This is a genomic window from Streptomyces sp. WAC 04229, assembly GCF_003947455.1.
Lineage (GTDB): Bacteria > Actinomycetota > Actinomycetes > Streptomycetales > Streptomycetaceae > Streptomyces.
Map to the genome: position 1 here is coordinate 1 of NZ_QHJH01000207.1, position 12,669 is coordinate 12,669.

General features: G+C 69.8%; 12 protein-coding genes and 3 pseudogenes. 7 read left to right on the plus strand and 8 right to left on the minus strand.

Going from position 1 to position 12,669, the window contains the following annotated elements:
• Positions 1–340 precede the first annotated feature (340 nt).
• Both DMH12_RS40570 and DMH12_RS32765 read right to left on the minus strand, forming a co-directional pair.
• A complete protein-coding gene (locus DMH12_RS40570; RefSeq protein ID WP_399189649.1) occupies positions 341–586 on the minus strand; it encodes a peptidoglycan bridge formation glycyltransferase FemA/FemB family protein in 246 nt (81 codons plus the stop codon).
• Between the two features lie 311 nt (positions 587–897).
• On the minus strand, positions 898–1,998 hold the full coding sequence (locus DMH12_RS32765; protein ID WP_399189652.1) for an endonuclease/exonuclease/phosphatase family protein: 1,101 nt from the start codon (positions 1,996–1,998) through the stop codon (positions 898–900).
• A gap of 88 nt (positions 1,999–2,086) precedes the next feature.
• Between DMH12_RS32765 and DMH12_RS32770 the strand changes: the two genes are divergently transcribed.
• The 4 genes and pseudogenes from DMH12_RS32770 to DMH12_RS32790 all read left to right on the plus strand — a co-directional run bounded on the left by DMH12_RS32770 (position 2,087) and on the right by DMH12_RS32790 (position 4,750).
• Complete coding sequence (locus DMH12_RS32770; protein ID WP_260474428.1) at positions 2,087–2,848, plus strand: response regulator transcription factor; 762 nt, start codon at positions 2,087–2,089, stop codon at positions 2,846–2,848.
• On the plus strand, positions 2,841–3,902 hold the full coding sequence (locus DMH12_RS32780; RefSeq protein WP_125495019.1) for a HAMP domain-containing sensor histidine kinase: 1,062 nt from the start codon (positions 2,841–2,843) through the stop codon (positions 3,900–3,902). Before DMH12_RS32770 ends, DMH12_RS32780 begins: the two co-directional genes overlap by 8 nt.
• A gap of 171 nt (positions 3,903–4,073) precedes the next feature.
• A pseudogene (locus DMH12_RS32785) lies at positions 4,074–4,274 on the plus strand (IS256 family transposase); the annotation flags it as partial.
• A gap of 89 nt (positions 4,275–4,363) precedes the next feature.
• Positions 4,364–4,750 (plus strand): VOC family protein, encoded by a 387-nt coding sequence (locus DMH12_RS32790; protein ID WP_125495020.1) that lies wholly within the window; start codon positions 4,364–4,366, stop codon positions 4,748–4,750.
• Positions 4,751–5,341: 591 nt separating this feature from the next.
• Here DMH12_RS32790 and DMH12_RS39305 read toward each other — a convergent pair.
• From DMH12_RS39305 to DMH12_RS32815, 5 genes and pseudogenes are all read right to left on the minus strand, one after another.
• On the minus strand, positions 5,342–5,509 hold the full coding sequence (locus tag DMH12_RS39305; protein WP_185832690.1) for a hypothetical protein: 168 nt from the start codon (positions 5,507–5,509) through the stop codon (positions 5,342–5,344).
• Between the two features lie 390 nt (positions 5,510–5,899).
• Positions 5,900–5,983: pseudogene (locus tag DMH12_RS40370) on the minus strand (AAA family ATPase); the annotation flags it as partial.
• Positions 5,984–6,043: 60 nt separating this feature from the next.
• Positions 6,044–6,301: pseudogene (locus DMH12_RS32805) on the minus strand (class II aldolase/adducin family protein); the annotation flags it as partial.
• A gap of 104 nt (positions 6,302–6,405) precedes the next feature.
• Positions 6,406–6,780, minus strand: coding sequence for a VOC family protein (locus DMH12_RS32810; RefSeq protein ID WP_125495021.1), 375 nt, complete (start codon positions 6,778–6,780; stop codon positions 6,406–6,408).
• 400 nt (positions 6,781–7,180) lie between these two features.
• Complete coding sequence (locus tag DMH12_RS32815; RefSeq protein ID WP_125495022.1) at positions 7,181–7,633, minus strand: SRPBCC family protein; 453 nt, start codon at positions 7,631–7,633, stop codon at positions 7,181–7,183.
• A gap of 635 nt (positions 7,634–8,268) precedes the next feature.
• On the opposite strand from DMH12_RS32815, the gene DMH12_RS32820 reads away from it, so the two are divergent.
• Positions 8,269–9,057: an OBAP family protein gene (locus DMH12_RS32820; RefSeq protein ID WP_125495023.1), complete on the plus strand. Its 789-nt coding sequence runs from the start codon at positions 8,269–8,271 to the stop codon at positions 9,055–9,057.
• 235 nt (positions 9,058–9,292) lie between these two features.
• On the opposite strand, the gene DMH12_RS40055 is transcribed toward DMH12_RS32820, so the two are convergent.
• Complete coding sequence (locus tag DMH12_RS40055; RefSeq protein WP_260474429.1) at positions 9,293–9,874, minus strand: hypothetical protein; 582 nt, start codon at positions 9,872–9,874, stop codon at positions 9,293–9,295.
• A gap of 64 nt (positions 9,875–9,938) precedes the next feature.
• Between DMH12_RS40055 and DMH12_RS40060 the strand changes: the two genes are divergently transcribed.
• Together DMH12_RS40060 and DMH12_RS39310 are read left to right on the plus strand one after the other, a co-directional pair.
• A complete protein-coding gene (locus DMH12_RS40060) occupies positions 9,939–10,970 on the plus strand; it encodes a hypothetical protein (protein ID WP_260474430.1) in 1,032 nt (343 codons plus the stop codon).
• A gap of 361 nt (positions 10,971–11,331) precedes the next feature.
• Positions 11,332–12,000 (plus strand): hypothetical protein, encoded by a 669-nt coding sequence (locus DMH12_RS39310; RefSeq protein ID WP_185832691.1) that lies wholly within the window; start codon positions 11,332–11,334, stop codon positions 11,998–12,000.
• The last annotated feature ends 669 nt before the right edge of the window (positions 12,001–12,669 follow it).

Genomic DNA, 12,669 nt, shown 5'->3' on the forward strand with positions numbered 1-12,669 from the left:
GGTGACCCCCGCCGACAACAACGCAGCCCTCGCCTGGCTGCGCAGCCACCTCACCACCGGCGACGTCGTCCTCGTCAAAGCCTCCCGCGGCGCCCGCCTCGACGAAATCGCCGCCGCACTCACGTAGACCAGCAGGGCGGGAGCACACGCGCGACGACGCGGCCAGGATCCGCCCGTGGGCAGCTCGCGCAGGAACCGGGACGGCCTGCCCGCCTGGCCGGTGTATCCGCGCCGGCGGGACCCGTGTGGTCCAGTGGCCCATGGACGGCCGAGGCGTGCGCACGGTGCCCGGCGGATCCTCACGCCCGTCGCGCACGCCGCCCGGTGCACGCGTGCCGCTTCACAAAGCGGCCAAGGCCTGGTAGATCCTCGGCCGCAGCGGCGGCTCCCCCTCGCCGACGTAGCGCACCGCCTGACCGCCGGCGTGGGCCAGGAACGGGACGAGCCCGGCGCGCGGGTCCGGCGCATCCAGCGCCGGCGTGAAACCGCGCAGGTCACAGACGTCGCAGCCGGCCGCGAGCGCAGCGCGGACCATCGCCCACTGGCAGGCGTGAAAACCACACACCTCGCGCTTTTCGGCGGCCAAGGCACCGTAGGCGCACCACGCGTGGACGCCGACGCGGACCAGGACCGCGGCAGCGACCAGCTCGCCCCGGTGGCGGGCCAGGCAGAGCTTGATCCGCTCGGTGTCCTCGGCCCCATCTGCGCGAACACGGCCTCGAAGAAGCGCAGCGGCCGGGGAGTGAAACGGCCGCGTGTGGCGGTGTGGACGTAGAGGCTGCAAAACGCCTTCAGGTCCTCGCCGCGGGTCCCCTCGCCGACCGGCCGCGGCGTGTCGCCGGGGTGTATGCACATCCCGGTACACCGGCGACACGGGCCCGGCGGCACGCACGGCGGTCACCAGCTGATCCCGGCCGCCACCGGCCGGTGGTCACTGCCCGTGGCCGGCAACAGCCACGCACTCCTCGGCTGCACACCACGGACCAGGATCTGGTCGATCCGCGCCACCGGGAACCTCGCCGGCCAGCTGAAACCGAAGCCGTCCCCGGCCACCTCCTGGACCGAGCGCAGCTGCGAGAAAAGACCACCGAGCGCACGGTCGTCCACGGTGCCGTTGAAGTCACCCAGCACCAGCACCCGCTCGCTGCGTTCGGCGGCCACCGCGGCGGCGAGCTTCGCCGCGCCGGCATCGCGCGAGGCCGTCCAGAAACCGCCCCTGGGCATCACCCGCACCGAACCCAGATGCGCCACGTACACCGCCAGCGGCCCCTTCTCGGTGACCACGGTGGTGCGCAGCGCCCGGGGCGTGTCCACCGGGATGTCCCCGGGCCGCAGCTTGCGGGCCAGTGGCCCGGCCATGCCCCGCAGGACATCCACCGCACGGGTGCCGGACAGCGGCAGCTTGCTCCACAGCCCGACCGTGCCCTGCACGGTGTGATGCGGATACGCCGTCGCGAGCTCCCTCTCGTAGGTGACCCTGGCCTGGTCGGTCAGCTCCTCGAGCGCCAGCAGATCCGCGCCGCAGGCGGCCACGTCACGGGCGGTGCCGACCGGATCGCGGTTCCCGGCCGCGACGTTGTGACTGACGACGGTCAGGTCACTGCCCGCACGCAACTTGTCGCCGAGCAGCCCGCCGAAAAGACTCACCCACGCCACGGCCGGAAGCAGCAGCGCAACCACCGCGCTCGCGGAGCGGCGCCAGAGCGCCGCGGCCAGCAGCACCGGCACGAGCAGCCCGAACCACGGCAGGAAGGTCTCCACCAGACTGCCCACACCGGCCCGGTCGGTGAGCGTCCCGTGCAGCAGCAGGAGCAGACCGAGCAGCAGCGCACACGCCGTGAGCACCGGGCCGCGCTGCAACAGGCCCGGCCGGCCGCCCGCCAACCGGCAATCCTCGCCGCCGCCCGCCGGCCTGCCCTGCCCGCCCGCCGCCGCGTCCACCTGCGTCATCGTCTGCTTGTGCGCGCTGCTCATCACAGGCTCTCGCTCGCCGCTCATCACCACCAGTGAAAACCCACCGATGTTGCCGGCACATATCCGGTTTTCTATACGCCCAAGATATGTTTCGCCTCGTAGCCTTGAGAGCATGCGTGTCTTGATCGTCGAGGACGAGCCCTACATGGCCGAAGCCATCCGCGATGGCCTGCGCCTGGAAGCGATCGCAGCCGACATCGCCGGTGACGGCGATACCGCTCTGGAACTGCTCAGTATCAACACCTACGACATCGCTGTCCTCGACCGCGACATCCCCGGCCCCTCCGGCGACGAGGTCGCCAAACGCATCGTCGCCTCCGGCAGCGGCACCCCTGTCCTCATGCTCACCGCCGCCGACCGGCTCGACGACAAAGCCTCCGGATTCGAACTCGGCGCCGACGACTACCTCACCAAACCCTTCGAACTGCTGGAACTCGTACTCAGACTCAGGGCCCTCGACCGCAGACGCGCCCACAACCGGCCCCCGGTACGCGAAATCGCGGGCCTGCGCCTGGACCCGTTCCGCCGCGAGGTCTACCGCGACGACCGCTACATTGCCCTCACCCGCAAACAGTTCGCAGTCCTCGAAGTCCTGGTCGCCGCCGAAGGCGGCGTCGTCAGCGCCGAAGAACTCCTCGAACGCGCGTGGGACGAAAACGCCGACCCGTTCACCAACGCCGTCCGCATCACCGTCTCCGCCCTGCGCAAACGCCTCGGCGAACCCTGGCTCATCGCCACCGTGCCAGGCGTCGGCTACCGCATCGACACACCACGCGGCACACGGCACAGCAACAGCAACAGCAACAGCAACAGCGACGGCAACGGCAACGGCAACGGCAACAGCGACGGCGACAGCGACGGCGGCCATGGATAGACAGCCCGGATGGAGCGTGCGCCTCAAGCTCACCCTCAGCTACGCCGGATTCCTCATGCTGGCCGGCGTCCTGATCCTCACGGCAGTATGGGTCTTCCTCCTGCGCTCCTACCCCTCGGGAATGCTGGTCCGCTCCGTCCTCCTGCGAGGCTTCGGCCCCGCCGTCGCCGCCGTCCTGATCTTCCTGCTGATCTTCGGCCTCCTGGGAGGCTGGATCCTCGCCGGACGCATGCTCGCCCCCCTGGACCGGATCACCCAGGCCACCCGCACAGCCGCGGACGGATCACTGTCCCACCGGATCCGCCTGCCCGGCCGCCAGGACGAATTCCGCGAACTCGCCGACACCTTCGACACCATGCTCACACAACTGGAAACACACGTCGCGGAACAACAGAGATTCGCCGCCAACGCCTCCCACGAACTGCGCACCCCCCTAGCAATCTCGAAAGCACTCATCGACGTCGCCCGCGCCGACCCCCACCACGACAGCAGCGAACTCGTCGACCGCCTCCACACCATCAACACCCGCGCCATCGACCTCACCGAAGCACTGCTCCTCCTCAGCCGCGCCAACCAGCGATCCTTCACCCGAGAAAACGTCGACCTCTCCCTCATCGCAGAACAAGCAGCCGAAACACTCCACCCACTCGCAGAAAAACACGGCGTCACCCTCCACACCAGCGGCGACATCACCACCACAACCGGCTCACCCGCCCTCCTGCTCCAACTCACCACCAACCTCATCCACAACGCCATCGTCCACAACCTGCCACACCACGGCACCGTCTGGATCCACACCAGCACCCGCCCCACCACCGCCGTACTCACCATCGACAACACCGGCGAACACCTCACCGAACAACTAGTCGCAACCCTCACCGAACCCTTCCAACGCGGCACCGAACGCATCCACACCGACCAAGCAGGCGTCGGCCTCGGCCTCGCCCTCGTCAAAACCATCACCACCGCACACAACGGAACCCTCACCCTCCACCCACGCACCACCGGCGGACTCAACATCACCGTCGAACTCCCCCAACCACCACAAAAATGAGCACCGCCATGCGATAGACCGTTTCAGCTACCGGCACGCCCCCCACCTCCGGTCCTGGTCACCAGACAAATCAGGAGAACGAGGAAGACGGGCTGGGACTCGTACAGTTCCCTCGAACTGTTCCCTAGAGACGACGCACCGTGATGCGAGTGGCCGAGCACCGCAGCCTGCTCCACCGTCCGGTTGCGAACCAAGGTCACCCGCGGGGCCGGTTCCCGCGGGGCCGCCCTGGCGATGGTCTTCAAGCTCGTCGAGTCCGCCCAGCAGCGTTGGCGGGCCGTGAACGCACCCCACCTCGTCGCCCCGGTCCGCGCCGGGGCCCGCTTCGAACGCGGCCAGCTCGTCGAACGACCCGAGCTCAGCGCGGCATAAGCCCCATCAACTGATCTACCGTGTCTGCCAGTTACGCACTACAGACGGCTCGGATCATCTCGCTGACATCCGTTCCTGAAGGGAGTCCTGTGGCATCCATCAAGGACATCGTCTTCGACAGCCCTCATCCGGCGTCGACCGCCCGATTCTGGGCGCAAGCCCTGGATGACTACGAAGTCGCGCCATACGACGAGGAGGAGCTGACCCGGCTGCGCTCCTTGGGCATCAACGACCCGGAGGACGATCCTACTGTCCTGCTCGTTGACACGGACGACAGACTGCCGCGCATCTTCTTTCAGCTGGTGCCAGAGGACAAGCGGGCCAAGAACCGGGTCCACCTCGACCTGAGCACGACCGATGCAGCCGCAGAGGTCAAGCGGCTATGCGCACTCGGGGCAACGGTTGAGGCCGAGCGCGAGGACTGGATCACGATGCAGGACCCCGATGGCAACGAGTTCTGCATCATGCGCTCGTGAGCGGGGGCCAGCCTTCAACCTCATCGAAGGCTCCACCGCCCTCGCAACGTGATCGACTTCAACTGATCCACAAGAATCGACGCGACTCTGGCGAAGGCCGTTGCATGCAATGATCGACGCTTGCACGACCGCGGGATTTGGCCTGTCCGTCATCAGCGCGCCGCCACCTGACCCAGCCGCCCGGGCACTGCTCCCCGACGGCTTCAACGACCTTTCGGCCAAGCCCTGCTTTCTGTTCTTCATCGTCGAGGCGCTACCGTCAGTCACTGGCTCGGAGTAGCGAGTCGAGGCCGCTGGAGACGTCGAGGCCGCCCAGGTGAGATGACGTCTTCCGAGACGACCTCGACTCGGGGGCCACTCCTCCAACTCCTTTCGACCACGTCCGGTCTGGCGTTCTGGTGCGAGCAAGCACGTTTACCGGTGAAGAGGCGGTATTCCAACCGTGCGTGATTCCTTTGGAGGTTCGCTCGTGGAACACCCTGAGGCGGGCGCTGCATGAGCCGGACCCGCCATACCGGTCGGGCGGCACGGCCGATCAATGCGTCTTACTGGTCGTCAGGCCCTGCGTGACCGCAGCCATGGGCCCACTGGCTACCGGCGGAGCAGCAACTGCCGCCGCACACCGACCACGATTCGAGAGATCACGCAGACGATCCCGGCGCTGCCGGCGGCGGTCCAGGCGTAGACGGAGAGGCTGCCACCAGGCTGGGCCGAGTTGAAGTAGAGCCAGCCGCTCAGCCCCAGCAGCACAACGCTCACGACATTCAGCACTGCCCCAACGAGCAACAGTCGGCGGCATCGCCCTGAGAACTCCGACAGCAGTAGCCACCACCGCCAGACGAACCACAGCCCCACCGCCCCGAAGGCCGCACCAAGAGCGGTGAAGGCGCCGAACGGCACGCCCACCATTAGTCCGACCCCCGAGGGCAAACACACAAGCCCTCCCACGAACATGATCGCTCGCACCTGACCGTCTGAACTCGGTGTTACGTAAGCCATGGGCATGACCCTAGGTGACGGCAGTGAGGAAGCCGGACCGCGGTATTTCCGGCTGTCGGCGCGGTGACCGCGTCAGTCGGCACCGCACTTCAGGTGGGTTGTATTCTCCTCCCGCACTCCCCTGGAGACCACGGAGTAGCAGCAATATGCCCGTCGTTCCGAACGGCGGCGGGCCCGGTCAGCGCACTCGGCCATCAGCAGTTCGGCGAGGAAGCCGCGATACGACATCTGGTCACTCTGCACCAGCGCCGCCCCCCGGCTCACCGCGGGCCGGTGGGGTCCTTTGGTCGGTGCGGGACCGGCCCGATGGCCGCCTTCCGTGTCGAGTGCGGACAGGCGGTCGGCACGCACTGCCGCGAGCGGTGCGCCTGTCGGGGTGGCGAGGAAGCCGTACTCGGTGCGCATGCTGAGATTGCCCGAGCTTCCCGGGCTCAGGCCCAGGGCGGCCAGTCGCCGGCCGGCCGCCGCGAGGGTCTCGGCCTCGGTGTTCGGGGATGCGGCGGGTACCGGGTTCACAGCCGCGCCGTGCCGTCGTGAAGAGGTCCTCGGCACCGAAGTTGCCCGATTTCAGCGGGAGGTTGACGGTGCGGTCCGCGTAGCGCGCCTCGGTCCTCGGACGTCGGCCGGACCATGGGACCGGTGCCGACCGACAACCCTCAGGCGCCCGGGAGGAACAGGCAGAACGGATGGCCGTGGGGGTCACGGAACACCCGCACGTCCTCCTGCGGCTGGTACTCCTGCAACATCGCGCCCAGGGCGAGAGCTCGCCCGCTCTCCCCCTCCAGGTCATCTACTTGGATGTCCAGATGTGCCTGCATTTGCTGGACGCCTGGACGCTGCGGCCATGTCGGAGGAGTGTGATCGCTCTCCAACTGGAAGCTCAGGCTGGGGCGTTCCTGTCCCGGTGCCTTCAGCCGCACCCACTCCGGCGCCCGGTCGACCTCCTCCCAACCGAGCAGTGCCCGGTAGAAGTCGGCCAGCGTGCGAGGGTCGGGAGTACCAAGGACGAAGGCACCGAGCGTGGCAGTCATGCCCTCAGCCTTGCCCCGGCACCTGGTCTCATGCATCCACGATCACAACGCCATGTCGCAGCCATCTCCGGACCCTGCTCCACCCTGTGGGCGTCCAGCGCGGGCGTGCCGTGCACGCCGACCTCCAGTTCCTCCGCCAGCAGCTCACCCTGACCAGTTCGGGATCGGCTGCTCAGTCGTGCGACAGACCCCGCAAACTCTTCCTCGAGTCTGCGGGGCCTGCAGGTGCCGGAAATCAGAGCACGCCAGAGGATGGTGCACGCGGGACTGCCGTGTCCCTGTCCGGAGTTGTTCCGGTGAGGCAGGCGGCTGTCAGGTCTCGCGTTGTTCCTCTCGACCGCGTTCTCGGGCCAGCCCGAGTGAGGTGACATAGCGGCCGCCACCCCCGGTGCGGGGTGCGTCAGACCTGTCCACGCCACGCCCCGGTTTCCTGCCCGCCGCGCTCCTCGATGAACGTCTTGAACCGCCCGAGGTCCCCGGTGACCTGCTTGCGCACGACGCCGAGCTTGTCACCCACCGTCTCCGCGAGACCGTCCGGGTCGAACTCCATCTGCAGCATCACCTTGGTGCGCGCGTCGCCCAGGCGGTGAAACGTCACCACTCCGGCCTGACGGGCCTCGCCCTCCACGGTCGTCCAGGCCACCCGCTCGTCCGGGACCTGCTCCGTGACCTGTGCGTCGAACTCCCGCTTCACCCCGCCCACACTCGTCACCCAGTGCGTCAGCGTGTCACTGCGCTGCTCGATCCGTTCCACGCCACCCATGAACTCAGGGAAGGTCTCGAACTGCGTCCACTGGTTGTACGCCGTACGCACCGGCACGTCGACCTCGACCGACTCCTCGACCTGAGACACGCAAAAGCCCCTTTCGCCTTCCACGCGCCCGCTCATGTGATCTCTGCGGGCGCGAGATGAACTCTCTTGTACTCCGCGGGTGTCCCGCAGTTCGGGCCCCACACCCACCACCTCAGCCGCCCGCGCTCCACAGCCCACTGCCACGTCATCCTCGTTGCGCCTCACAAGCTGCGGACACCGCACACGCCTGGGCGCGCCGGGGAACACGCGCGCGTGCGGCGTCCGGCGACGGCCGCGGTGGGTCACCGTGATGTGGGCCTGGCCGGCTTCTGCGCCGGTCCGGTCTCGAGTGCGTCCTCACCCTCGCGGCCCTCGGCAGCCGGCCCGCTCCGTCGGTGGCGGCCTCGGACATGCTCGGCGAGGCCACCCCTGCGGCCCTGGGTGCGGGGCGCCACGGACACGGGAATGAATGTCGTCACCGCCGTGGGCGCCGGGCTGGCGGGACCGCTGATGGGCCGGATCGGCTTCGACGGGCCCATGGCCGTCGCCGACGCCCTCGTACTGCCCGTGATCGCCGTCTGGGCACTCCTCGTCCGCGCACGCCGAGGACCGCCGCGGAGCAGCCCACTCCGCAGTGCCTCGGAGTACCGTTACACGGCCCGTTACGGCCACGCGGCACGGGGGACCCGACGCCCATGGGACTCACACAGGGCACACACCGCTCGCGCGGCTCCGGCCTGGGAGCAGCCGCGAGCGTCGGTATCGGTGCCGCGGCAGGCGTCACGGCAGCGGCCGGTCTCCTGATCGGCCGGAAAGCGGCCACGCTCGGCAAGATCGGCAAGGGGCACCCGCTCAAACACCGCGCGCTGGACCTGGCGGCCGGTTCGATGCAGCGGAAGTACCCGCTGGAGGCGATGAGCACCTACCTCAACGGCTTCCACATGTACGCCGACGACATGGGCCGGCAGGTGGAAGCCACGCACCTGTGCATCCACCTCCAGCACGACCTGCACCAGTGCGTCATCTTCGACCGCAACGCGCCCGACGCCCGCCTGATCGGCATCGAGTACATCATCAGCGAGGAACGCTTCCGCGGCCTGCCCCCGGACGAGAAACGGCTCTGGCACAGCCACCACTTCGAGGTCAAGTCCGGCCTCCTCGCCGCCCCCGGCATCCCCGACCTGGCCGAACACGCCTACTTCGAGGATCTCGTCACCACCTACGGCAAGACGTTCCACACCTGGCAGTACGACCGCGACGACTTTCCCTACGGCATCCCCCAGCTGATGATGGGCTTCACCGAGGACGGACAGGCGTCGGACGAGATGATCCGGGCTCGGGACGACAGGCTCGGCCTCTCCACGTCCCGCAAGCGCGAGAACCGGGAGGACATTCCCACACCCGAAGTGGCACCGGGGGCCAACGCCTGGGAAAGCGGCCGTACCGTGCAGACACGCATCGAGGAGACGGACTTCACTCGCTGACCGTTACGACTCGTCACCATCGGCGGACACCGGCGGGCGTCCGCCCCTTTCTGGACGACGGCATCGCCATCCGTATGCCGGTCGAAGACCTCGATGCCGGTGCAGGCGGCCAGTGCGGCGACATGCCGTTCCTACGGCCGGAACCAGGTGGCCCCCCAAATCGGCAGGGGCCGACTGCGCGCGGCATCCGGAGCGGCTGCTCGCACAAGCGCGCCCCCGGGTCCCACGGCGTCGCTCATGGCTGCGGCTGCGATCGCTTCGCCCCCCGGTCTGAGCCGGACTGCCCTGACGGGGCGCCCTGCTCCGTCTCCATGAGCCGCCGCACCTCGGCCGTGTGGGCCACGCCTGCCGGATAGGGCAGGGCCTGCGCCAACTCGTCCGCAATCGTCAGCGCATCCTGGGCTGCCGCCGCGTCGCCGAGCCGGAAAAGGGCGTGGGCCAGGACCGTCCGCGCGTCCGCCTCCGCGATGCGTTCGCCCGTGCCGGCGGCCCGGTCGACCTCGTCCCGGGCCAGCCGCCAAGCCGATTCCGCCCGGCCGCTGTCCAGTTCCGCCCAGGCCGCGAGCACCGGCACGTCCTGCTCGTGGCCCTCCAGGGCGCGCCGCGCGTGGTCCGCAAGCCCGCTGCGCAGTGAGAGTTCGGCGCGGGACGCCCGCACCTCGTGGCCGGCCTGCCGGTCCACGAGGCCCGGCGACGACTGTGCCCGGTCCAGCAGGGCGGCGGCGCCCCGGTTGTCCCCGGTACGCATCCTGACCAGGGCGAGGGCCGCCAGGGTGTACGGAAGACACCAGGCGTCGTCCTGCTCGGCGCCCGCCACCGCGGTCTCGGCGAGCGTGCGCGCTGTTTCGACCTCCCCCAGCAGCAGCCACAGTTCGGCAAGGTTGGCCCGTTCGAAGGCCCGCCCCGGCCAGGTCGCCCGACTGCTCGACGAGGTCGAGGGCCCGCTGACCGGTTGCCACGGCCTGGCGCAGTCGGCCGCTGCGCCGCTCGTTCTCCCGCAGGGTGGGCAGCACCGAGCCGAGCAGGGTCGGGTCCCCGTACGCCTCGGCCGGGGCCAGCGCCAGGTCCGCCGCCCGGTGGGACTCGTCCAGCCGCCCGCTCAGCCCGAGGACGCTGGCCCGCAGCGAGTGCACCCGGGCCAGCAGCCCCTCCCCCGGTTTCCCGGGCACCCGCAGCGCGGCGGCCAGGGCTTGCTCGGCGGCCGGATGGGCGTCCTCGTAACGCCCCTGGATACGGCACAGCACCGCCTGGGCCAAGTAGTGGCCGGCGGCCGGTTCCGGTGGGGTGTCCGCCGTCACCGGGTACGCCGCCAGCACCTGCCGACCGGCGTCGGGCAGGCCGGTGCGGCCCAGGGAATCGGCGAGCCAGGCGGCCGTGAGCACGGCGTCCTCGTGGTCGCCGCGCCGGACGAACTCGTCGAGCGCGAGGCGCAGGACCTCGGCAGCCTGGCCGAAGTTGCCCATGCGGCGCAGCACTTGGCTGTGGGCGAGGCGGGCGCGGGCGGTGTCCACGTCGAGCCGCGCGACCAGGTCGCGGTAGTAGCGGTCGGCGGTGTCGTTGGCGAAGAGGGCGGCGGCCCGTGCTGCGGCCCGGCGCAGGTATTCGGCGGCGCGTGGGTCGTCGGCGCGCGTGAAGTGGGAGGCGAGGGTGTCGACGGCGTCGGGGCGACGGCGGAGGACCGCCTGTGCGAACGCGCCGTGCAGTTGCCTGCGGCGGACGGCGGAGAGCCGCTCATAGCAGGTGAGGCGGACCAGCGGGTGGCGGAAGGTCAGCCCCGCCTCGTGCTGCCCGCCCACCACGATGTCCCGCTCCTCGATGAGCGAGGCGGCCATGGCTCGCTCCAGCGCATCGGTGGCGGCACCCCCGGTCATAGCGGGGTGCAGCCCGTACGTGGCGACGTCGAGCAACTCTGACAACGATGTCTCGGGACCGGCCACGGACACGGCCTCGACGATTCTCCGGGCGTCGTGGTCGAGCCGCGCCAGCCGGTCCGCGACCAGCTGGCGCACCCCGTCCGGAGCCACGGAACCGGCTCCCTCGGCCATTCCACGGGCCAGCTCGACGGCGAAAAGCGGGTTGCCGAGGGACAGTTCCCAGATCCTCGCCGGGGTGCCGGAGGCGCGGGCCGCCACGAACTCCACCGTGTCGCGCACGACGGCGAGGCACGCCGCCTGGTCCAGGCGCGGCACGTCCTCTCGGGCGGCCAGGCCCTGCCGGAACAGGGAGGACAGACCGGCGCGGCGCGGATCCCCGGTAGTTGCCTACCAGGTCCGGGTGGTCGTACTGGACGCCCGAGTCGACATTGGCGACGACGATGCCTTCGCCTCGGTCTTCGTAGTCCTCCCAGACCTGGTCGGCCTTGATGTCCTTCACGCCCCACTCGGGGGCGCCGTCCTCCACTGCCGCCGCCTCGACCGCGGCCTTCGTCTGGGCCTCGGTGGGCCCGGACTTGATGTCGTCGAGCTTGTAGTGCTGATCCTTGACGATGCGCGCCACGTCCGAGCGCTCCGCCAACTGCTGGACGAGTTCCTGGTCTCCCGTAACCCTGACCGCATTGGCGATCCAGAAGTTCTGGTGGCCGACCTTGTTCTTGTCGAGGAAGGTGTTCAGCGACTCCTGGCTCTTGTGAGCCTTCGTCTTCAGCTCGTCGAACGCGGACTTCGTCCGCGCGGCATGGCCGCGCTTGCGCTTGGCCGGGGCGAGGTCGGCCTTGTCCTTGAGGACGACGAAGAACGAGGTGTCGTCGCCCTTGTCCATGGCCTTCAGCAGGGCGGAGTCGACCGGGGCGGCCGGGCCACTGGCGGCGGCCGCGGACGGGGGGCCGATCAGCAGGCCCGCGACGGTGAGCGCAGCAGCCACCCATGCGACGGTTCTCCGCCGGGGCGGTCGGGACAGGTGCATCGGGATGCTCCTCCAGACGGTACGGGGGAGCCAGGACGCTAGGCGGGCGGCGTTACTCGGGCATTACAGAGCCGCGCAGCGGCCAGACGCCCGAATCGGCACCCACTTGTCCTGCCCAAGGAGTTGGGGCTCCCCCCACTCTTGTCTCCGCAGGCACCCTTGGGCCACATCACCAAGAGGAAACTGCCATACTGGCAACTACTCACCCAAACAGGACGACAGGCCGAGCGCCGAGTCGCCGTAGCGGCGCGTGACTCAGGCACTCGCCAAGTCGGAATCCGTCCGGTGACCACCCAGCCTGCAGCGACCGCCCTGCCGCCGCAAAGCCGGACGGACACAACCCCCGCTGGCATCTGAGGACAGGTCAGCAAACGCAGAGACCATCTCATTTGGCACGTAGGCTGTTGGCCGTGGCGGGGGTTGTTGAGCGGCTTGATGCGCCGCCACGTGGATCGACAACGGCGGCACACTCGATCCACTACGCAGGCGGGGGGCGGGGGACGGCGCGGGGGGGCGCCGGGCCCCGCGGGGGGGGGGGGGGGGCCCGCGGGGGGGGGGGGCGGGGGGGCGGGGGGGGGGGGCGGGGGGGGGGGGGGGGGGAGAGGGGGGGGGGGGGGGGGGCGCAGACACCGGCGGCCGCGGGGGGGCCGGCGGGGGCACGCGGGTCACGCGCGCGAGCCCTGCGCAGTCCGCGACGTGGGGGTGCCGCGC